Source organism: Helicobacter pylori HUP-B14, from assembly GCF_000259235.1.
Classification (GTDB): domain Bacteria; phylum Campylobacterota; class Campylobacteria; order Campylobacterales; family Helicobacteraceae; genus Helicobacter; species Helicobacter pylori_CU.
Genome location: NC_017733.1, coordinates 1,556,009 through 1,576,799 on the forward strand (window position 1 = coordinate 1,556,009; position 20,791 = coordinate 1,576,799).

General features: G+C 40.0%; 18 protein-coding genes and 2 pseudogenes. 3 read left to right on the plus strand and 17 right to left on the minus strand.

Annotated elements, in window-relative coordinates; genetic code table 11:
* Nucleotides 1-3: 3 nt before the first annotated feature.
* From csd2 to HPB14_RS07520, 10 genes are read right to left on the minus strand one after another with little or no spacing between them, the layout of a single operon-like run.
* Complete coding sequence (gene csd2 / locus HPB14_RS07475; protein WP_001135946.1) at nt 4-930, minus strand: M23B family cell shape-determining DD-metalloendopeptidase Csd2; 927 nt, start codon at nt 928-930, stop codon at nt 4-6.
* Nucleotides 930-2,099 carry a bifunctional folylpolyglutamate synthase/dihydrofolate synthase gene (locus tag HPB14_RS07480; protein WP_000797881.1) on the minus strand — a complete coding sequence of 390 codons (1,170 nt, stop codon included), beginning with the start codon at nt 2,097-2,099 and terminating at the stop codon, nt 930-932. The genes csd2 and HPB14_RS07480 overlap by 1 nt, the downstream gene beginning before the upstream one ends.
* A complete protein-coding gene (gene lptE, locus HPB14_RS07485) occupies nt 2,089-2,601 on the minus strand; it encodes an LPS assembly lipoprotein LptE (protein ID WP_001202124.1) in 513 nt (170 codons plus the stop codon). Before lptE ends, HPB14_RS07480 begins: the two co-directional genes overlap by 11 nt.
* A complete protein-coding gene (gene leuS / locus HPB14_RS07490) occupies nt 2,598-5,018 on the minus strand; it encodes a leucine--tRNA ligase (RefSeq protein WP_000345690.1) in 2,421 nt (806 codons plus the stop codon). The genes lptE and leuS overlap by 4 nt, the downstream gene beginning before the upstream one ends.
* Nucleotides 5,019-5,027: 9 nt before the next feature.
* Complete coding sequence (locus HPB14_RS07495; RefSeq protein WP_000383764.1) at nt 5,028-5,366, minus strand: DUF6394 family protein; 339 nt, start codon at nt 5,364-5,366, stop codon at nt 5,028-5,030.
* A 9-nt stretch (nt 5,367-5,375) separates the two neighbouring features.
* Entirely contained in the window at nt 5,376-6,347 is a 972-nt protein-coding gene (gene secF / locus HPB14_RS07500; protein ID WP_000418647.1) for a protein translocase subunit SecF, read from the minus strand.
* A gap of 8 nt (nt 6,348-6,355) precedes the next feature.
* Nucleotides 6,356-7,933, minus strand: a complete 1,578-nt coding sequence (secD, locus tag HPB14_RS07505; RefSeq protein ID WP_000765394.1) for a protein translocase subunit SecD — start codon at nt 7,931-7,933, stop codon at nt 6,356-6,358.
* Nucleotides 7,933-8,223 carry a preprotein translocase subunit YajC gene (gene yajC / locus HPB14_RS07510; protein WP_000537214.1) on the minus strand — a complete coding sequence of 97 codons (291 nt, stop codon included), beginning with the start codon at nt 8,221-8,223 and terminating at the stop codon, nt 7,933-7,935. Before yajC ends, secD begins: the two co-directional genes overlap by 1 nt.
* Nucleotides 8,224-8,270: 47 nt before the next feature.
* Nucleotides 8,271-9,587: a sodium/proton antiporter NhaA gene (gene nhaA / locus HPB14_RS07515; RefSeq protein ID WP_001022258.1), complete on the minus strand. Its 1,317-nt coding sequence runs from the start codon at nt 9,585-9,587 to the stop codon at nt 8,271-8,273.
* Between the two features lie 17 nt (nt 9,588-9,604).
* Nucleotides 9,605-12,436: a RecB-like helicase gene (locus tag HPB14_RS07520; RefSeq protein WP_000339122.1), complete on the minus strand. Its 2,832-nt coding sequence runs from the start codon at nt 12,434-12,436 to the stop codon at nt 9,605-9,607.
* A 247-nt stretch (nt 12,437-12,683) separates the two neighbouring features.
* Here HPB14_RS07520 and rpsB point away from each other — a divergent pair, with 247 nt between their 5' ends.
* Entirely contained in the window at nt 12,684-13,478 is a 795-nt protein-coding gene (gene rpsB, locus HPB14_RS07525) for a 30S ribosomal protein S2 (protein WP_000258276.1), read from the plus strand.
* Entirely contained in the window at nt 13,478-14,545 is a 1,068-nt protein-coding gene (tsf, locus tag HPB14_RS07530; protein ID WP_000014478.1) for a translation elongation factor Ts, read from the plus strand. Before rpsB ends, tsf begins: the two co-directional genes overlap by 1 nt.
* Before the next feature lie 55 nt (nt 14,546-14,600).
* Here tsf and HPB14_RS08685 read toward each other — a convergent pair.
* From HPB14_RS08685 to flgB, 6 genes and pseudogenes are all read right to left on the minus strand, one after another.
* Nucleotides 14,601-14,666: pseudogene (locus HPB14_RS08685) on the minus strand (AAA family ATPase); the annotation flags it as partial.
* A 321-nt stretch (nt 14,667-14,987) separates the two neighbouring features.
* Nucleotides 14,988-16,835 carry a peptidoglycan D,D-transpeptidase FtsI family protein gene (locus tag HPB14_RS07535; RefSeq protein ID WP_000369069.1) on the minus strand — a complete coding sequence of 616 codons (1,848 nt, stop codon included), beginning with the start codon at nt 16,833-16,835 and terminating at the stop codon, nt 14,988-14,990.
* 6 nt (nt 16,836-16,841) lie between these two features.
* A pseudogene (locus tag HPB14_RS08335) lies at nt 16,842-16,968 on the minus strand (transcriptional regulator).
* A 23-nt stretch (nt 16,969-16,991) separates the two neighbouring features.
* Nucleotides 16,992-17,321 (minus strand): flagellar hook-basal body complex protein FliE, encoded by a 330-nt coding sequence (gene fliE, locus HPB14_RS07540; protein ID WP_001147918.1) that lies wholly within the window; start codon nt 17,319-17,321, stop codon nt 16,992-16,994.
* Between the two features lie 126 nt (nt 17,322-17,447).
* The gene (flgC, locus tag HPB14_RS07545) at nt 17,448-17,933 is read right to left on the minus strand and encodes a flagellar basal body rod protein FlgC (protein WP_000480107.1); all 486 of its coding nucleotides are present in this window, start codon (nt 17,931-17,933) and stop codon (nt 17,448-17,450) included.
* A gap of 12 nt (nt 17,934-17,945) precedes the next feature.
* Nucleotides 17,946-18,452, minus strand: coding sequence for a flagellar basal body rod protein FlgB (gene flgB, locus HPB14_RS07550; RefSeq protein WP_000745496.1), 507 nt, complete (start codon nt 18,450-18,452; stop codon nt 17,946-17,948).
* A 131-nt stretch (nt 18,453-18,583) separates the two neighbouring features.
* Here flgB and HPB14_RS07555 point away from each other — a divergent pair, with 131 nt between their 5' ends.
* Nucleotides 18,584-19,750 (plus strand): FtsW/RodA/SpoVE family cell cycle protein, encoded by a 1,167-nt coding sequence (locus HPB14_RS07555; RefSeq protein WP_000205885.1) that lies wholly within the window; start codon nt 18,584-18,586, stop codon nt 19,748-19,750.
* A gap of 23 nt (nt 19,751-19,773) precedes the next feature.
* Here the strand turns inward: HPB14_RS07555 and HPB14_RS07560 are convergent, their stop codons facing one another.
* On the minus strand, nt 19,774-20,775 hold the full coding sequence (locus HPB14_RS07560; RefSeq protein ID WP_000903769.1) for an ABC transporter substrate-binding protein: 1,002 nt from the start codon (nt 20,773-20,775) through the stop codon (nt 19,774-19,776).
* Between the last annotated feature and the right edge of the window lie 16 nt (nt 20,776-20,791).

The following is a 20,791-nucleotide window of genomic DNA, read 5'->3' on the forward strand; positions in this document are numbered from 1 at the left end:
TCCTTACTGGCTTATGAGCGCGTCTTTATCCACATGCTCTTGGAGCTGGACGATGTCTTCTAAAACCCAAAACAAATTCTTCCATTCAATAAATTTATTTTCTTCCAAAGCGCTTTGAAAATGATCTAAATCCCATGCCAGAAATTTTTGCACGTCTAAAATTTTACCCAAAAACCGCACTTCATAATGCAATTTTTCACCGCCGCTATTACCGCTCTTCCCGCTATAGCCAATCAACTGCCCTTTTTGGATAAAGCTTTTAGGCTGCACATTGACATGATCTAAATGCGTGTAAATGGAGCTAAAACCAAACGCATGCTCAATGCGCACCAAGTTCCCATACCCCGCATTAGAACGAGTCTTCACAAAATCCACAATCCCATCAGCGCTCGCATACACAGGCGTGTTTAATGGCGCGATAAAATCAATCCCGGATTCAACGCCCTTAATCTTTTTAATGGGGTGGTTCCTTTCTTTGGTAGGTTTGATAGCGCTATAAGTTTTTAGGGGCATGCCATTAGGAATGAGCATGAGCGCTAAATTTTTTTGATTTAAGCTCAAATTTTCTAAATCCACTTCATCATAGAGATGCCCTCCCCCATTAGCCCCCTTTTTGATTTCAATCAAGGATTCTAGCCCACGGATCTTTTGCCCCACAATAAAGAGCTCTTCTCGCTTGTTTTTAATCTCTTTTGCTAGGGCGTAATTTTTTTGATACAAATCCCCAAAATCCCTTAAAACCGCATTCCTCTCGCTTGTCATCGTATCCATTTTAGCGATTAAAAATTTTAAAAACCCCACGCCAAGCCCCACGATCAACAAAAGAATGATAACAGAAATGATGAGGTTGCGTTTTAAGTTTTTAGAAAATTTGAGCTGTTTAGAGCCTGATTCATCAATGATGGTGATCATAAGCTGGTTTTGTGGCATCAATCCCTCTTCTTTGGATAGCGTTTATAAAAAGCGTTGGCCACTAGAAATGAGCCATACACCAAATAATTTTCATTTTCTTCCAAATCTTCAAACAAAGCGTATTCTAACCCTAAAGCTTCTAAAATCCCTTTAAGCTTTTCTAACTTGATAACCCTTTCTTCATGCAATTCTAAAATCAAAACCTTTTTAACCACAGGCTTTAAAATTTCTAGCACCAAAAAAGCGTCCTTATCTTGATAGCAGTTATAAATCAAAACGATTGGAGTGTTAAAAACGCGTTTGATTTCTTCTTTTAAGGCTTTGGCGCTATGGGGGTTATGCCCCACATCTATTAAGACATTAGGGCTTAAAAGCTCGCAACGGCCGATTAAATTTAGGGGCTTTAGGTTTTTTAAAACTTCTTGTTTATTGCATGGCAATAGCGTTTCAAACGCTTTTAGAGCCACTTCCAAATTCATCGCTAAAAAATGGGCTAAATGGTGGCGTTCAATATAATCCCTGACTCCTTTTGAAATTTCATTTTGAACCACAATCAATTGCGCGTGTTTGTCTTTGGCGATTTTTTGAGCCACATTTAAAACCAGTTCTTGTTGGGGAGCGATGATGCTAAGAGGGCCCATCGCCTTTAATTTGGTAGTCGCAATGCTTTCTAAACTATCCCCTAAAAATTCCTTATGATCATAATCAATGGGGGTAAAAACGCTTAGGGTTTTTTCCAAAGCGTTCGTGCTGTCAAACTCCCCCCCAAGCCCCGCTTCTAAGACTAGATAATCGCAATCTTTAGCGAGCATGACGGCTAATAAGGTAGCGTATTCAAAATACGAGCAAGCACTGCTGAAAGCGTGCGGTTGCAATTGCTGGTGGGCGTTTTCTAAAACGCTTTCTTCAACAACAGAGCCATTCAAAAAAAAGCGCTCCCTAAATTCAAAAACATGAGGGGAGGTGAAATGCAACACTTTAAAATTTTGATCGGCTAATAAAAGGGTTAAAAACCGCCCGGTGCTGCCCTTGCCATTAGTCCCTACCACATGAATGACTTTCGCTTGAATCTCAAAAAAAGCGTTCTTAAAATCCTTATAAATTTGAATGAAGCGGCTAGGGTCAAACTTGTGGTATTCTTTAGGCTTTGTTTCTAAAAACGCCTTTAATCCATGGCTATTTTTCATTATTGAATTTCCCCTCATAAGCGATTTGCGCGACAAATTTAGTCAAAGTTTGCTCCACAGCCTGATTGATAGCGTAATAGCGGTTCTGGTAGGTGTTAAGGGGGTCTTGCAAATTCACGGCGTAATTATAATACCCGCTATTTTGAAAAGTCTTTTGTGTGCCTCTTTTATTATCGTAAGTGTAGCTTACAGACACAGTCGCGCGATAGAAAGTCGTAAAGCCTTCTTTATTTTGCGTGATGCTCGTATCGGTTACATTCGTGATTTCTATAATAATGATAGAATCCGCATCTTTTTCACTCGCTAAGCGGTTTTGGAAGCGTTGCACGACTAAACGATTCATCAAGTCTTTAAACTCTACAGAATTTTCAGGGTTAGGCAAATTCACAATGAGTTTCACGTATACGCTATCGCCTAAAGCGTTTTGAGCGTAAGCTGCAATAGGCTTATACCCACAACCCTTGAACCAAAGCAACAAAATAAAAAAAAGTAAAGCCCTCATGCGACAACAAAATTAACAAGCTTATTAGGCACATAAATTTCTTTTTTAACGCTCGCCTTTTCTAAATATTTCTCTAATTCTTTTTTAGCCAAAACAATGATTTCTTCTTTGCTGGCGTTAATATTGACTTTCAATTCCGCACGCCTTTTGCCATTAATGGTAAGCCCTAAAGTCATAAAGTCTTCCATCAAAGCGCTTTCATCAATTGCTATAGGCTTGAAATTCTCTCTTTTAAAAAGCATCTCGCTCAACTCCCATGCGGTGTGCGGGATAATAGGCTCTAAAATTTGCAACAACACAAAATAACCCTCGCATAAAATCCGCTCATTATTTTGCGCACTCAAAGCGTTTAAGGCTTCCATGCAGCTTGCGATCAAAGTGTTAAACGCGTAAGCGCTTTCAGCCTTATTGAAAATTTCATGCGATTTTTTTAACGCTTCATAGACTTTTTTACGCCCTAGTTTTTGCGCTTCATTCAGGCCCACTCCTTTAAATTCAGGCTTAGAAGTGGTAGGGGTAATGGCGTTCGCTTTATCATATAAGCGCTTGATAAACCGGTGCGCCCCCTCTAAAGCGCTGTCATTCCATTCCAATTCTTTAGCCGGTGGGGCAGCAAAAAGGATAAAGAGCCTTGCAGCATCAGCCCCGTATTTTTTAAGTATCTCTTTAGGGCTAACGACATTGCCTTTAGATTTGCTCATCTTAGCACCATCTTTTAAGACCATGCCTTGAGTGATAAGCTGTTTGAAAGGCTCATCTAAATGAAGATAGCCCAAATCCCTTAAAGCCTTAGTGAAAAAGCGCGCGTATAACAAGTGCAAAATCGCATGTTCAATGCCGCCGATATAAGTGTCCACCGGCATGAAATACTTCAAGTAATTTTGATCAAACGCTTGATTTTCACGCTGATTTTTGGGGGTGGTGTAGCGCAAGAAATACCAACTGGATTGGATGAAAGTGTCCATGGTGTCTGTCTCTCTTAAAGCGTCTTTGTGGCATTTGGGGCATTGAGCGAATTTCCAACTCGCATGCTTTTCTAACGGATTGCCCTCCCCATCAATCACAATGTCTTCAGGTAAAGTTACCGGCAGTTGGGTTTCAGGCACAATCCCGCAATGTTTGCAATGAATCATAGGAATGGGCGCTCCCCAATACCTTTGACGGCTCACTCCCCAATCTTGCAAGCGGTAGTTGATCACCCTTTTACCGAGGTTTTCTTTTTCAAAATAAGCGATGATTTGCTCTCTGGCCACTGAGCTAGAAAGATCGCTCCACTCCCCGCTATTTTTTAAAACCTCTTCTTTGGTATGGGGCAAACTTTGAGAACTTTGAGTGATCACTTTAATAGGGATATGATAAAGATTAGCGAATTCAAAATCCCTTTCATCGCAGGCTGGCACGCCCATTAACGCCCCAGAGCCATAATTAGCTAGGGCGAAATTAGCCACCCAAACAGGGATTTTTTGCTTCGTTAAAGGGTGGATAGCGTAAATGCCTAAAAACGCCCCTTTTTTCTCTAAAGCCCTTTCTCTTTGAGTCGTGTTTAAAATCGCTTTAATCATCTTTGAATCTTCTTGACTCACTCGCTTAATGGCATGCTCTACTAAAGGGTGTTCTGGGGCGATGGCGATGTAAGTTACGCCATAAATGGTATCCGCTCTTGTAGTAAAAACTTCAATTTCTTGAATGCCGTTGCAAGCTTTCAAGCACTCATCAGCGATTTTAAAGCCAAATTGCAACCCGCTAGATTTCCCTATCCAGTTTTTTTGCATGATTAGGACTTGAGAAGGCCAATGATCTTCTAAAGTTTCTAAGTCTTTTAGTAATTCTTCAGCGTAGTTTGTGATCTTCAAATAATATTGATAGAGTTCTTTTTGAACAACTTCCGTATCGCAACGCCAACACCTCCCATCAATGACTTGCTCATTAGCTAAAACGGTTTTGTCGTTAGGGCACCAATTGAGCATGGCTTTCTTGCGATAAATTAGCCCCTTTTCCCACAAATCAATGAAAAATTGCTGTTCAAATTTCGTGTAATCCGGATCTGAAGTGGCGAATTCCCTGTTTTTAGAAAAAGAAAACCCTAAAGCTTCAAACTCTTTTTGCATGGCTTCAATGTTTTCATAAGTCCAGGTTTTAGGGTGGATACCATGCTTAATGGCCGCATTTTCTGCAGGCATCCCAAAAGAATCAAACCCCATAGGGTGTAACACATTATAATGGTGCAAACGATAATAACGCGCTAAAGCATCGCCAATGGTGTAATTGCGCACATGCCCCATGTGGATTTCCCCACTAGGATAAGGCAGCATGCTTAGAATGTATTTTTTAGGGAGGTTAAAATCGTCTTTAGGCTCAAAACTCTTATTTTTCCACCAAAATTCTTGCCATTTTTTTTCTATATTGATAAAATCCATCACTACCCCTTAATCCGTTTCGCTCGTTACAACGCTTTCAATCAACAAAAAGATGAGACTGAAAGCGTTACTAATCAACGCCCCAATCATGAGCATGTAAGCGGTAACCAAATTATTTAAAATCTGTAAAAACACAAACGCCGGTATGAGGTGCAACACGGTAGCTAAAGAGCTGGCCAACAGCTCTGAAGCGAAACGCTTGATCACCCCAATTTTGAGCGTAACAGAAATAAGGTTTAAAGCTAACGCTACAAACAACACCACCGTATTAGGCTCATACAAAAACCCTGCAATGGTGGTTAAAGAAATAAGGCTGAACAGCACATGAATGACCCGACCCCAATCCATAGAAACTCCTTAAACTTGACCGCCCTCATACAAACGGCGCATTTTTTCTTTCTCTTGAGCTTTTTTGATTTTTCTAGCCTCATTCTCATAATATTTACCCATATCAAAGCCTAACAATAACGCTACTTTAGGGGCGATGAAAATAGAGCTATAAGTCCCTACAATCGTGCCTATTAGCATGGGCAATGAAAAGCCAATGATGATCTTACTCCCAAATACGCACAAAATCAACACCACAAAAAACACGGTTAAAGAAGTTAGAAGCGTGCGCGTGAGCGTGCTAGAAATGGCTTCATCAATGGCTTGAGTGGCGTTTTTGGTTTTTTGAGAGAGCATTTCTTCTCTGATCCGATCAAAAATAATGATCGTATCATTAATGGAATACCCAATCAAAGTGAGCAAAGCCGCAATCACTTCCAAATTCATATCAATCTTAAAAACAATCACTGAGCTTGCCACTAAAATCACATCATGCACAAGCGCAATGATGCTCGCTAAAGCGAAGCGCCATTCATAGCGGAAACTCACATAAACCATGATCGCCATTAGGGCTAAAATCAGCGACAAAATGCCCTTTTCTTTCAACTCGCTCCCCACTCTAGGGCCCACGGTGTCAAATTTACGGATTTCAAAATCGCCGCTAGGTTTTAAAATGTTAGCCACGATAGCGTTCAAGTCTTCGTTTTCAGCCGTTTCTACAAAAGGGAATTTGATTAAAATCTCTTCTTTAGAGCCAAATTCGCTCACTTGAACGCCCTTGAAGCGAGCTTCTTTTTCAAAAAGATCGCGCACTTCTTTAATGGGGGCGTTTTGAGCGTAACGCACTTGCACCAAACTCCCCCCCGCAAAATCAATCCCTAAAGAAAACCCTTTAAAAAACAAAAGCCCTAACGCCAGAAGCACCAAGATCGCTGAAACGATCACCCCATAATTGGAATAACGCATGAAGCTTAAGATTCTAACTTGTTTGAATAATTCCATAAAATCTCCTAAGCTCTTTTATTCACGCCAAACCAAAAGTAAAGGCTTTTTGTTTGAGTGAGTTTAGGCAAAAGGGCTTGATAAATCCCTTGCGTGCCTATAATAGCGGTGATGATAGAGGCTAAAATCCCAATGCCTGTGGTTAGGGCAAAGCCTTTAATCGCTCCTGTGCCATAAGCGTATAACAACACTGAAGCGATCAAGGAAGTGATATTGGAATCAAAAATCGCTCTACTCGCATTGATATAGCCTAAATGGATCGCTTTAGCGATGCCCTCATTCTCTCTTAAGACTTCTCTAATACGCTCATTGATAATGATATTAGCATCCACGGCAATCCCCACGGTCAAAACAATCCCCGCCATTCCCGGTAAAGTCAGCGTCGCTCCAAAAATCGCCATGACCGCCACGATCAAAAAAAGATTGACCACTAACGCCATACAAGCGATCACCCCAGCCATGGAGTAATAAAGCACCATAAAGCCCATCACTAAAATAAAGCCTCCAACTAGAGCGATAATGGAAGTTTTAATGCTGTCTTTCCCTAAACTCGGGCCTATAATCCTTTTTTCTAAAACCTGAATGGGCGCGCTCATCGCCCCACTCCTTAAAGCGATCGCTAAATCGCTCGCTTGAGCCACGCTAAAATTCCCGCTAATCTGCCCGCTCCCCCCACCAATACGCTCCCTAATCACCGGGGCTGAATAGACCTTATTGTCTAAAACGATCGCCATGCGTTTGCCCACATTCGCGCCTGAAAAATCCCCAAAAATCTTAGCCCCTTGCGCATCTAGCGTGAAGCTCACCACCGGCTGGTTGTTTTGATCGTACACTACTTTCGCATCTGTAAGCATTTCGCCATCTAAAATGGGGATCGCTTTAAGCAAGATTTTACCCCCCATTTCCACATCAGACAACAACACGCTGCCTAATTTTTGAGCCTCTAAATCCGTCATTTTCATCGCATCTTTATTGTGTTCTTCATCCACCGCCATCATTTGTAAATGAGCGGATCTTGAAATCAAGTCTTTAGCGCGCCGTTCTTCTTCTAAAGTCTTAATGCCGGGCAATTGCACCGAAATTTCTTCTTTACCTTGCTGGATAACTACAGGTTCTGCCAAACCAAATTGATCCAAGCGGTTACGAATGATCCCTATCACTTGCAAGATCGTGTTTTTACGCAATTCTTCTTGCTCTAAAGGGGTGAGCTTCACGCTATAAAACTCCGCTTCTTTTTTGATTTCAAACTGGCTATGACCTTGCAATTCCAATAAAAGCGCGTCTAATTTTTTCGCCTCATCTTCATCTAAAAGCTCAAAGCTGATCCCCTCTAAATTGGATTTAATGTCTTTAAGCAAGATATTTTGCTTTTTAGCGTTGTATTCTAAAGCGGACGCTAGGCTTAAATACTTGTTTTTTAAAGCCTCATCGGTTTGTACCCCTAAAAGCATGTTCAACCCCCCCCTTAAATCCAAACCTAAAGTGATCTTAGGGCCTTTAGTTTCTAGTAAAGAAGGCACAGAAAACCCTACCCCTAAAAGAAGCGCGCAAATAAAAACGATTAAACGAGGGTTAAAAAGTTTCATTAGTTGTTATTTTGCACCGCTTCTTCGTCTAGTTTGAACGCTATGTAGTTTTTAGAAAGTTTAGCGGTGGTGTCATCATTGAGCTTCACGCTAAAAAAATTCGCTTCCGCTTTAAGCACCTCAACGATGAGCCCTCCTTGAGTGACAATTTTATCGCCCTTAGTCAAGCCTTCTATCATTTCTTTATGCTTTTTTTGTTGCTGGCGTTGCGGGCGAACAATCAAAAAATAAAAAATAAGAAACAACACCAAAAAGGGTAAAAGCGTCGTTAGAATGTCTCTTGTTCCCATTTAATTTCCTTAAAAGATGTTTTAATCTCAAATTATAGCATTTTTAGCTATTTCTTTAAAGCCGCTCTTTTATCTAGCGCGAATAAATATAAAGCCCCTATGATCCCAGAAATCAAAGATCCGAGTAAAATCGCAATCTTTGCCACTTCCATAGCGTCCTTATGCTCGCTTGTGAAAGCCAGATTAGAAATAAACATAGACATGGTAAAGCCAATCCCTGCTAAAAGCCCAGCCCCTAAAATATGCCACCAGCTGATGCCTTTAGGGCGCGCGGTGATTTTAAGCTTTTCGCCTATAAAAGTGATTAAGAAAATCCCTAAAGGCTTGCCCAAACAAAGCCCTAAAATGACCCCAAAAAGCACCTTATCCACTTCTAAATTGATGCTAGAATCAACGCTCACCCCTGCGTTTGCAAACGCGAATAAGGGCATGATGAAATACCCGCTAATGGGGGCTAAAAAATGCTCCAACCTTTCTAAGGGGCTTTGTAATGCGTTCGCTTTTTCTTCAATGGAATGCAAGATTTCTTGCTGCTCTTTGGTCAAAAGCGCTCCTGAACTCGTCTCTGCGTATCGTTTGCCTAGTTCTAAAAGCTCTACATTTTTAGAATCTTTAGGGATCTTCACCGGTATCATAAAAGCTAAAATCACTGCAGCGATTGTCGCATGGATACCGCTTTGATGCACGCAAAACCAAAGCAACACCCCTAAAAGCAAGTAAGGGATGAGCGAGCGGACATTCAAGCGGTTCAATACCGCTAAAATCAGAACCACCCCTAAAGCCCCTAAAAGCCATGCGAATTTTAAATTCGTGGTATAAAAGAGCGCGATCACCACAATAGCCCCCAAGTCATCAGCCACCGCTAGAGTGATTAAAAAAACCTTTAAGGCGGTTGGCACCCTCTTGCCTAAAAGCATGATCACGCCTAAAGCGAACGCAATATCCGTCGCCATAGGGATCCCAAAACCATGCTGAGAGAGCGTATCAGCGTTAAGGAAAAAATAAATCAATCCTGGGGCTATCATGCCCCCAAGAGCCGCAATCACAGGGAAAGAAGCTTTTTTGAAACTGGATAATTCCCCAAACAACAATTCTCGCTTGATTTCTAAACCTATCATTAAAAAAAATAACGCCATTAAAACATCATCAATCCAGTTATGCAAACTAAAGCCGATAAAAAAATCCCCTATTTGAAACCCAAAAGGGGTGTGCCATAGCGCAAAATAACTTTCTTTTAAAAACGAATTGGCCACCACCATTGCTAAAACAGCGTTCAAAAAGAGGAAAATCCCTCCAAAAGACTCGCTTTTAATGAAGTTTTTAAGCGTCACACTGAGCGCGTTTTCTGTTTTTTTGATATTCATAGACAACCTTAAAATTTTTAATTTCGGACCCATAATTTTTCAAGCAGTCTTTTATGAGCGTAAATAATGCCCGCTTGTATCTTAAAATGGGGGGCTTGAGTTTTTAAAAACTCAGCGTAATGAGACACTTGCGCTTTATGGCTTTGCTGGTAATTTTGAGAGCTTTTATAATCTAAAACATACAAATTTTGCCCTCTATCCCACAATAAAACATCTATCCTAGACACAACCCCTTCAAATAAAAAAGCCGTTTCACCCCTTAAGGCATGATTTTTAAAAAGAGTTTGTATCTCTGCATCGTTTTCAAAAAGCTCTAAACTTTCTTCTAACGCTTGGTAATCCAAACCATAAAAACCATGATGATAGTTTAAATATTCTAAAACGCTCTTTTTAGGAATATTATAAGCGTATTGGTATTCTAACCCCTTGTGCAAAGCGATGCCAAAATTGATCGCTTCCTGGTCGTTATTCTTTTCATAATCGCTAGGCTCTTCTTCTATCTCTTGGACTTGCTCGCCATAGGCATGGGGCTTGATGAGAGCGCTTGTAATTAAAGGCTCTTTTTGTGGAGAAATAACCGGCATAATTTCGCCCTCTTCTAAAGGCACAAGATCCAATTTTTCGTGCATTGTTTTGTTTTTGCTTTCTTTTTTGTCTTTGGCCACGACAATCAGCCCTAACTCAGCCCTAGTGAATGCGACATAATACACATTAATTTCTTCGTGATCTTTGGCCGCTTCTTCTTTATTTAAAGCCCTAGCGTAATCTTTATCCGCGACCTCACGATTTTTCATTCTGTAATAAAGGCGAAGAAGCTCTGTGCCGTCATATTCTTCAAGGAGTTGATCGGCATGGCTTGAATTAGGCTTGCCCAAGCGTTCGCACACGATCACATAAGGGAATTGCATGCCTTTAGATTTATGAATGGTCATGATCTGCGTGCCTTTTGGATTGAAAGAAGCGATCGATTTAGCCTCTAATTTTTCTAAAAAATCATCGGCGTCTTCGCACCCAATGGCTAATTCCAAGCAGATTTGTGCAGGCTCTCCATAAAGTTTAAACTGCTCCATAATTTTCCACACAAAGCCTGCCACGCTCTCTTTTTTGGGGTTAAAACCAGGTAAAGCGATCACATCATCATGCAAGTATCCAGCGAGTTTTAAAACGCTGTGCTTATAAAAGGGCTTGTAAGGTTCTTCCGCTAGAGCGTATTTTAAAGCGTTCTTAATGATTTTAGATTCTACAAATTGAGACAATTTCGCACTAGATTCCGTGCTTGGATAAATTTCGCTTAAATGCTCTTGCAAATAATTTTTGATTTCTAAAGCGTCCTTATTGGTGGCGCATAAAATAGTAATGTCTTTAGGATCAATACGATGCTCTAAAAGGTTTTGAGCTTCTTGTAAGACCTGATTTAATAACAATTCTTTTTCATCAGCCACCAAAGAAACTTTAACATAGCCCTCTGTAACATGTCTATTGTTGGAAGCTTTAGGGTATTTTTGCTCCAAATAAGCGGTGGGGGAATTTTGATAAGCCTTTTTAAAAATGGTGTTCACATAATTAATGATTAAAGGTACACTGCGGTGGTTGAATTCCAAATTATCGTGGTAAAAATCCTTAGAAATGCTTTCAAATAAGGAGCTAAAACTCCCCCTAAAGGCATAAATGCTCTGCTTGACATCGCCCACAAAAAACACGCTCCTGTGCCATTTCGCTTGCCCTATCCCCGCTTTAATCTCATCAATAAAAGGGGCTAAAATCTTATAATCGTTCAAGCTCGTGTCTTGAAATTCATCAATCAAAATGTGTGCGATCTTGCTATCTAATCTGAAATAAAAAAACTCCGCCGGCATTTCTTCATAACCATTCAATAAAACATGGACCTTATCTTTAATCGCATCAAAATCTAGGGCTTGGATTTTAGAAGTGGCTTTATCATAAAGCTGGATGAATTTAGGGAATTTTTTAAATATTGCGGTTTCTTTGGCTTCATAATAGCGTTTTAAATCGTTTTCAATCTCTTCGCATTCGCTCTCTAAAGTGGGGATTTCACTTTTAAGTTTTTTGAAAGATTGATATTCGCTCTTTTTTTCAAGCCAGGTTAAAGAGCTGTTTAAAAATCCCCTAAAACTATCGCATTTAATGGCTGTTTTAGCCCTATCTGACGCTGTTTCTATGCTTTGAATTTGTTCGTTTAAGCTCCTTAGTTTTTCTAAAAAACCCTTTTCATCAAATGCAGGCTCTTTCTTATTAGGATCAAATAAGTAGAGCTTGTTTTTTAAAAAACGCAACCGCTCTAAAATGGAATCGCTTGTGTAATTATCATAACTTAAGCATTGAGCGATAAAAACGCTCAATTCCTCAAGCTGTTCGCTGTTTAAAGCACCCAAAAAACCCTCATTAAGCTGTCGTTGGTGCGCTTTGGTGTCTTCATTGACTTCAAAATTCGCGCTCAACCCCACAAACCAGCAAAATTTCCTTAAAATGCTTTGAAAAAACGCATCAATAGTGCTAATCCTAACTTCAGCGTTTAAAAAGCGTTGGTAGATTTTTTGAGCGCTATTTCGCACCAAGCTAGGGTCTAAATGGTATTTTTCTTCTAATTCTTTCAGGATATTTTGGGATTTTTCTTTTCCGCTCTCAAGGTTTTCTTTTTGCAAGATTTTTAAATAGTCTAAAATGCGCTCTTTCATTTCGGCGGTGGCTTTTTTAGTGAAAGTGAGCGTTAAAATCTCGCTAGGATTAGCCCCCTTAAACAATAGGGCTAAAAACCGCACGCTCAAAGCGAAAGTTTTCCCACTCCCTGCTGAAGCCTTTAAAGCCATGCATTGTCTTTTTGCATCCATTATAGCTACCCTAAATTTCTGTTTTGTCTTTATTATAACCTAAAAGCCTTTTTTACTTAAGCTAAAAAACCTTAATCTTTTGCTATAATCATAGGGTTTTGTCGTTTTTCTATCATTTTAATAGGAATAAAGGCAAAGACAGCGTCAAATTCACACATGCTAATCCTTGTATTTAGGTGTTCTTAAGAATTTAAGAATCAAATGAGCATGGAGGAAGAGAACCAAAATAACTTTAAGGAGAATTCTCGTGGTAACCATGAAAGATTTATTAGAATGCGGTGTGCATTTTGGACACCAAACAAGGCGTTGGAACCCTAAAACCAAAAAATTCATTTTTGGCGTTAGGAAAAATATCCATATTATTGATTTGCAAAAAACTTTGCGCTATTTTAGATACACTTATAATATCGTGCGCGATGCGAGCGCTCAAGGCAAGAGTATCATGTTTGTAGGCACTAAAAAACAAGCCAATGAGACTTTGAAAGAATTTGCTGAAAGCATTCAAGTCCCTTATGTCAATTACCGCTGGCTTGGTGGCATGCTGACTAATTTTAGCACCATTAGAAAGTCGGTGAGGAAATTAGAAATCATTGAAGAAATGGAAAATAGCGGTCAAATTGATCTATTGACTAAAAAAGAAAAGCTCATGATTTTAAGGAAAAAAGAAAAGCTGGATAAGTATCTTGGTGGGGTGCGCCACATGAAAAAAATCCCTGATATGATTTTTGTGATTGATGTGGCTAAAGAAAAAATCGCTGTCGCTGAAGCGAGGAAACTCCATATCCCTATCGTGGCTCCCTTGGACACTAACTGCGACCCTGATTTAGTGGATTACCCCATTCCTGGAAATGACGATGCGATCCGCTCTATCAGGCTATTTTGTAAAGAAATGAGCGAAGCGATTTTAGAGGGGCGAGAACTCATGCAAGAAGAAATCGTCCATGCGGATGAAAATAGCGAAGAGATAGAGTTCGTGAGCAATGAAGAAAAAGAAGAAATGCTCGCTGAAATCCAAAAAGAAATCACTCAAGGAGCCGAATAATGTCAGGAATTAGCGCTCAATTAGTCAAAAAATTAAGGGACTTAACCGATGCGGGCATGATGGATTGCAAAAAAGCCCTTGTGGAAGTGGCTGGGGATTTGCAAAAGGCCATTGATTTCTTGCGCGAAAAAGGCTTGAGTAAAGCCGCTAAAAAAGCCGATAGGATCGCTGCTGAGGGCGTGGTCGCTTTAGAAGTAGCGTCTGATTTTAAAAGCGCAATGATGGTAGAAATCAATAGCGAAACGGATTTTGTGGCTAAAAATGAGGGCTTTAAGGAATTGGTGAAAAAAACTTTAGAAACGATCAAAGCCCATAACATCCATACCCCAGAAGAGCTACTTAAAATCCTGTTAGACAACAAGCCTTTTGAAGAATATTTGCACTCTCAAATCGCTGTGATTGGTGAAAACATTTTAGTGAGAAAAATCGCTTATTTAAAAGCCCCTAGCTCTCATATTGTCAATGGTTATGCGCATTCTAACGCCAGAGTGGGTGTGTTAATCGGTATAAAATACGATAATGAGAAAAACGCTCCAAAAGTGGTTGAACTAGCCCGAAACATCGCTATGCATGCCGCAGCGATGAAGCCTCAAGTGCTAGATTGCAAAGACTTTAGCCTTGATTTTGTCAAAAAAGAAACTTTAGCCTTGATCGCTGAAATTGAAAAAGACAATGAAGAGGCTAAACGCTTGGGCAAACCTTTAAAAAACATCCCCACTTTTGGGAGCCGCATTGAATTGAGCGATGAAGTTTTAGCCCATCAAAAAAAGGCTTTTGAAAACGAACTAAAAGAGCAGGGCAAGCCTGAAAAAATCTGGGATAAAATCGTTCCTGGAAAAATGGAAAGATTCATCGCTGATAACACCCTGATTGATCAACGCCTGACCCTTTTAGGGCAATTCTATGTCATGGACGATAAAAAAACTATCGCTCAAGTGGTTGCTGATTGTTCCAGAGAGTGGGATGATGATTTAACAATCACTGAGTATGTGCGTTTTGAATTGGGCGAAGGCATTGAGAAAAAGGCAGAGAATTTCGCTGAAGAAGTGGCTTTGCAAATGAAGTGAGATTTTAGAAAACAACCTTTAAAGGTTGTTTCTTCTAACCTTTCAACTTTCTTTATTTAAAATTTTCCATTTTAAGGTGCTTGAAATTTTTGTAATTTTCAATCTCTACGCTTTTAATCATTTGAATTTCGCCTTTTAATGAGCCTAGTTGATACTGCCAAGTTTATAGTCGCTCTAATTTTACATTATTTGATTAAATTTTGAACACTCGCCTATTGTAAACTTTGCGTTTAAATTACAATAACAAGTTAATCCGCATTCTTTTTGATTTAAGGGTTAGTTTTGATTGTCTTTCTAGGGATCATGCAAGTCTCATTTTATTTAATTGGGTTCAATCTAACTTGAATAGACTTTTTCTAATCTATCCTCTAAATTTAGCCCTAATACAGCAGATCCGGCAACTTTAGACTCCTTTTTTGGAGTTTGGGTTAAAAAGAGCCTTTTATTTTATCTTAAAGCGGTTTTTCTCCAATGCGTTTTGAATCGCAATAGAGGGCGATAGGTAATTGTAACGCACTAAAATTTCGGTGATTTCTTTAAAAATAGGGGCTGCAATCTTGCTAGCGTAATATTCTTCCTTGCCGTGCGAGCCTAAAATAACCACGCCGATAGTAAAAACCTGCCTTTCATCTTCAGCGAACCCAAAAAAAGAGCTGTTGTAGGATTCTGCGCTATAACTCCCGTTTTTAGCAACCCTAGCCGTGCCGGTTTTACCCCCTATGTATAGCCCTTCAAATTGAGCGTTTTTGCCTGTGCCATAACGCACCACTTTGATTAAGGTTTCTTTCATTTTCCTAGCGCTTTTTGGGTTGATGACTTGAAATGTGGGTTTGGGGCTAGGGATGTAAATATCGCCATTAGGGGCGGTTTCTCGTTGCACTAAATAGGGGGTAGTTAATTTGCCTTCATTAGAAAACACCGCATAAGCCCTTAAAAGCTGCAAAAAAGTCGCGTTCAACCCATAGCCATAAGAGACGCTCCCTTTTAACACTTCACGCTTGAAAGCGGACAAAGGAGGGATCTTCCCTGTGGCTTCTAAGGATAAGTCAATGCCCGTTTTTTGAGAAAATCCATAGCCTAAAAGCCCGTTATGGAAATCCTCTGGGTTTAAGTTTTTACTGATTTTTATCATGCCCACATTGCTAGATTGGATCAAAATGTCTTCCACAACGGCTTTTTTACTGGGGATAAAGTCGTCTTTAATGGTGTATTTTCCTAATTGGTAATAGCCATGGTTTAAATCAATGCGTTCTTTAGGGTTGATCAAATTCTTATCCAACAGCAAGGAATAAACAATGGGTTTAATCGTGCTGCCTGGCTCAAAAACCTTTTCAGCAACGCTCAAATTCAAGCTTTCATAATCGCTGGTTTTAATGGCGTTAGGATTGAAGCGCTTGCTTGAAGCCAGCGATAAGATTTCCCCGCTTTTAGGGTTAATGATACCCACTAGGATTTCTTTAGCCCTGAGTTTGTCTTTGGTTTTATCTAATAGGGTTTCAATTTCTCTTTGGAGTTTTAAAGGAATACTCAAATACACCTCATAGCCATCAAGCCTTTCAACCTCTGTGTAAGAGTGGTTTTGGATAAAATTAAAACTCACGTCTCTTTTGCCTGTTCTTATGCCATTTTGTTGGGCTTTAAGCAAGTGATCTTGAGATTTTTCAACGCCTTTCTTACCGGTAGTTAAAGTGAGCTTGTCTTCTTCTTGTTTTTGCACATAGCCAATGATTGGCTCTAGGCTATTTTGATAAGGGTAATGCCTAGAAACGCCGCTCACTTCAATGTTTAGCCCTTGCTTTTGCCACACCTTATCGTGCGCGTCTTTGAAATTTTGAAAAACCCCAAAGGTTAAAAATTTTTTATTCAAGTCCCTAATATTAGCGGCCATATTGGGCGTGAGATCATAGGCTAGAATAATATAGCCTTTCGTATTGATGGCGTCTTTTAAGGACTTTTTAGGGATATTGCTATAAATAGAAAGGAAATCAATGAAAAAATCTTCTTTATCCGGGTTTAAAAACCTTGTATCAAAGCCCAGTTTGAAAAGGGTTTGCGAAGCGGCCAGGCTGTAGTTGTCTTGACTATGGATAGTCCCCCTAGCCGCAGTGTCTTGTTTGCTCATCACTAGAGTGGGCATGTTGGCTTGGGCAAAAAAAGCTTTCTTAAAAGCCACCATTAAAAAAACGATAAAAAGCAATAAAAAGATTAATGCTGTAACAGAACCCTTGTATTTTTGGGTTTCTAAAAATCGCTCTGGGTTGAAGTTAGGATCAATGTTTTTATTATCCATGAACGCTTACTTGAAAATGGCGTAGCTTCGGTTTTTCACAACGCATGAGAACATGAATGTTTGATGGTAAAATCTGTTAAAATGGGGTGCAACAACAACGAACCCTCTCTTTAAAAAAAGACCAAGCGATCATTTAAAGAGAAGCCACTTAAGAGACTAGATCTGCGTTCTTAAAAGCTCTTTATAAGCGCTAATCGCTTTGTTGCGCACTTCAAGCATGAGTTTCATGCTCGTTTCAGCTTTCCCTATGGCGATAGCCGCTTGGTGCAAGTCTTTGATTTGCCCTGTCGCCATATCGGCTAAGGCTTTATCAGACTGCTCTTGAGTGTTGTTAAGCTCATTGATAGATTGTTTCAAAAGTTTAGAAAATTCCCCACCTTTTTGTTCTTTAAAGGTGCTACCTGATTCTTCTCTTTTAGTCCTGTTGTCCGTGTTAAGCTCAGAGAAAGGACTCAATAAGCTTTTATCATTGTGTATGGCTTGCATAGAACCTCCTTAAGCTCTTTTTTAAAAATCTAACTCTATTAAATATTTTATTCATTTTGTATTCTACTGATCTTTGGCTAATACTACCTAAATTTCCTTATACTACCATAAATTGTTACAAATCATTCATGTTTGTAACATGCCAATCGCGTTTTGCGCCATGTTTTTAGCGCTTTGAAAGGCTGCAACATTGGCCTGATAAGCTCTAGTCGCTTCCACTAAATCCGCCATTTCAACCACCGCATTCACATTGGGGTAAGCCACATAGCCTTGAGCGTTAGCGTCAGGGTGGCTGGGATCGTATTTCATCAACGGCTCGCTATCATCGCGCACAATCTTATCCACCACCACGCTTGTAATGGGGATTAAGGGGTTGTCATCGCCTTCATCTAAAGGGTCTTCATAGGGGATAATTTGATTGTTTTGGGCGATTTTTTGATTTAAAATCTCGTTGAAATCAAAAGCCCTAAACACCGCTTCTTGCCTCCTATAAGGGCCTCCTTCGCTCGTGCGTGTGGTGTTAGCGTTGGCGATATTAGAAGAAATCAAATTAGCCCTTAAGCGTTGGGCGGACAAACCATAACCGCTAATATCAAAAGAAGATAAAAACATGCTTTCCCTTAACTATAAATTCTTACTGGAATCAATGGCGTAATTGATCACGCCTCGATACTTTTTTAAGGCTGAACTCAAGGCTAAATACATGGTAGAGTTCTTGCCCATTTCGCTCGTTTCAATGTCTAAATCCACGCTGTTGCCATCATTTTTAGCCAAATGCCCGTCCCTAAAAAAAAGACTCGCCCCATCTTTAACGCTATTTTCAAAGTCTAAATGCCTAGGGTTAGTGTGGGCTAAAGGCAAAACTTTACTGGTTTGGTTTTCAAAAATTTCTGCTTTTTTCTTCGCTAAAACGCTTTCAAAATCCAAATCCTTTGGCCTGTAAAAGGGGGTATCCACATTAGCGATGTTAGAAGCGATCATATCCTGCCTTAAAGCCCTATAATCCAACGCCTTATAAACCAATCCAAACGCTTTAGAAAAATCCATCAAAACCCCTTTTTTAAACCCTTGCAAATTAATAACATGCAAAAAGCATTCCAAAACCGGCTCGCTTTTTTCTCGCTTTTTCATTAAAGAATGCGATCAATTTCAAAGCATGCTTAAGCTTGAGCACTAAGCCAATTCAGAGCCATTATAGTGTAAAATACCCCTAAAATACCTTAAAATAACGCCTATTCAAAAACCAAAATAAGGAAATCCTAATGACTACAGACAGAAACCTGTTTTTTTGCGCTTCGTTGTTGATTTTTTTAGGGGTATTGATGAGCTATTCGCTCTCAACTTACACCACAGTGGTGCTGTATCATTATGGGGAATTCCATTTTTTCATACGCCAGCTTTCAAGCGCGATCATGGGCATTATTATCATGTGGGGGTTGTCTAGGGTTGATCCTAGCAAGTGGTTTAGCCGTTTGGGGTTTTTTCTTCTTTTTGTCCCATCATTACTCATTATTGGCATGTTTTTTTTGCCAGAAAGCCTTTCTAGTAGTGCAGGGGGGGCGAAGCGATGGATTCGTTTGGGGTTTTTTTCTCTAGCGCCTTTGGAGTTTTTAAAGATTGGTTTCACCTTTTTTCTTGCGTGGAGTTTGTCTCGCACCTTTGTGGCAAAAGAAAAGGCTAATGTCAAAGAAGAACTCATCACTTTTGTGCCTTATTCGGTGGTGTTTGTAGCCTTAGCGATTGGGGTGGGGATTTTGCAAAACGATTTGGGGCAGATCGTTCTTTTGGGGGCGGTTTTAGCGGTGTTGTTGGTTTTTTCTGGGGGGAGTGCGCATTTGTTTGGTTTGATTGTTTCAGGGGCGTTTGCGATCAGCGTTTTAGCGATTGTTACAAGCGAGCATAGGATTTTGCGCCTGAAATTGTGGTGGTCTAATTTGCAAAACTCGCTTTTCACGCTCTTGCCGGATAGATTAGCGAACGCTCTTAGAATAAGCGACTTGCCCGAATCCTATCAAGTCTTTCATGCAGGCAATGCCATGCATAATGGGGGGTTGTTGGGGCAAGGGCTTGGGCTAGGGCAAATCAAGCTTGGATTTTTGAGCGAAGTGCATACAGACATGGTCTTAGCTGGGATCGCCGAAGAATGGGGATTTTTGGGGCTATGCGTTTGTTTTATTTTGTTTTCTGTTTTGATTGTTTTGATTTTTAGGATCGCTAACCGCTTGAAAGAGCCAAAATATTCGCTATTTTGCGTGGGCGTGGTGTTGCTTATTAGTTTTTCTTTGGTGATCAACGCCTTTGGGGTGGGTGGGATTCTTCCGGTTAAAGGTCTAGCGGTGCCGTTTTTGAGCTATGGAGGGAGTTCGCTTTTAGCGAATTGCATCGCTATAGGGCTTGTTCTAAGCCTAGCGCGATACATTAAGGGCTAAAAATATTAACCCTTTTTTAAAAATCAGTGCCACAAAAAGGGTTCAACTTCTGCGTCATTCAAATCAAAAACCACTTTATAATAATCTTTGACTATCGCATTAATATCCACGCCCTTAAAGGCTTCAGGATGGGCTTTTAAAGCGATAAAAAGGCTAATGAGCGGGGCTCTAGGGCCGCCAATATCCATTGTGGGGAGTTTATAAACTTGCTTGTTTTTAATGGCTTTAATAGTAGCAAATTTGGGGTTGTTTAACACATCTTCAGGGCTAAGCGGGCTTATCCACCAAATAAAGATAATCTCAGGGTTTTCTTTAACGATTTTTTCCACGCTAATGTCAGCACGCCCAAACTTAACGTATTTCAAGCCAAAATTGTCTATACCCCCTTTTTCTAAAATGTCTGAATCGAGGGCTTGATGGCCGCTGATTTTATTGGCTTTATGGAAAAGCTCCACCCCTTTTTTCTTTTTGACACCTTTCAAACGCTCAGCAATAAAATCCAAAGTTTCTTGCATTTTAGCCAGTTTTTTAGAAGCGTCAATTTCTAAGGCTTTAGCTTGAGCGTCAATATCTTCCATGACTTCTGCAATGGTTTTTTCTTGGAAAGAAAGAAATAATATACCAAATTTTTTCGCATGCTCTACCGCTTTAGGGTTGCCCACAAAAGTTACCACAAGATCAGGGCTAAGCTTTTTTAATAATTCCACATTCAACGCCGCCACATGATCACTGCTCATGGATTTAATGCGTTTAGGATCTTTAAGAGTGGCTTTAACAATATCAGATTTAAAAGCGTAATCCGAAATGCCTACGACCCTATCCCAAGTATGGAACATAGCAGGCACTTCTGCAAAGCTACCCAAGTAGATTATTTTAGAAACAGGAAGCTTTATGGCTTGATCCCCAAAATAATCCTTGACTTGGACTTCTTGCACTGAAGCGTTAGCCACGCCTAATAACGATGAAACAATGAGTGTACCTAAAGAATAAGAGATTAAAGCTTTTTTAAAGCGAGCGATTAGCATAACAATTCCTTTCGTA

Bases quoted from the DNA above. Each gene is read 5' to 3' on its own strand.
- yajC (WP_000537214.1), bottom strand. From the start codon at position 8,223: ATGGGAACAAGAGACATTCTAACGACGCTTTTACCCTTTTTGGTGTTG.
- HPB14_RS07555 (WP_000205885.1), top strand. From the start codon at position 18,584: ATGACTACAGACAGAAACCTGTTTTTTTGCGCTTCGTTGTTGATTTTT.
- leuS (WP_000345690.1), bottom strand. From the start codon at position 5,018: ATGGATTTTATCAATATAGAAAAAAAATGGCAAGAATTTTGGTGGAAA.
- secF (WP_000418647.1), bottom strand. From the start codon at position 6,347: ATGGAATTATTCAAACAAGTTAGAATCTTAAGCTTCATGCGTTATTCC.
- nhaA (WP_001022258.1), bottom strand. From the start codon at position 9,587: ATGAATATCAAAAAAACAGAAAACGCGCTCAGTGTGACGCTTAAAAAC.
- flgC (WP_000480107.1), bottom strand. From the start codon at position 17,933: ATGTTTTTATCTTCTTTTGATATTAGCGGTTATGGTTTGTCCGCCCAA.
- csd2 (WP_001135946.1), bottom strand. From the start codon at position 930: ATGCCACAAAACCAGCTTATGATCACCATCATTGATGAATCAGGCTCT.
- tsf (WP_000014478.1), top strand. From the start codon at position 13,478: ATGTCAGGAATTAGCGCTCAATTAGTCAAAAAATTAAGGGACTTAACC.
- HPB14_RS07560 (WP_000903769.1), bottom strand. From the start codon at position 20,775: ATGCTAATCGCTCGCTTTAAAAAAGCTTTAATCTCTTATTCTTTAGGT.
- HPB14_RS07480 (WP_000797881.1), bottom strand. From the start codon at position 2,099: ATGAAAAATAGCCATGGATTAAAGGCGTTTTTAGAAACAAAGCCTAAA.
- secD (WP_000765394.1), bottom strand. From the start codon at position 7,933: ATGAAACTTTTTAACCCTCGTTTAATCGTTTTTATTTGCGCGCTTCTT.
- HPB14_RS07495 (WP_000383764.1), bottom strand. From the start codon at position 5,366: ATGGATTGGGGTCGGGTCATTCATGTGCTGTTCAGCCTTATTTCTTTA.
- fliE (WP_001147918.1), bottom strand. From the start codon at position 17,321: ATGCAAGCCATACACAATGATAAAAGCTTATTGAGTCCTTTCTCTGAG.
- lptE (WP_001202124.1), bottom strand. From the start codon at position 2,601: ATGAGGGCTTTACTTTTTTTTATTTTGTTGCTTTGGTTCAAGGGTTGT.
- HPB14_RS07535 (WP_000369069.1), bottom strand. From the start codon at position 16,835: ATGGATAATAAAAACATTGATCCTAACTTCAACCCAGAGCGATTTTTA.
- flgB (WP_000745496.1), bottom strand. From the start codon at position 18,452: ATGAAAAAGCGAGAAAAAAGCGAGCCGGTTTTGGAATGCTTTTTGCAT.
- HPB14_RS07520 (WP_000339122.1), bottom strand. From the start codon at position 12,436: ATGGATGCAAAAAGACAATGCATGGCTTTAAAGGCTTCAGCAGGGAGT.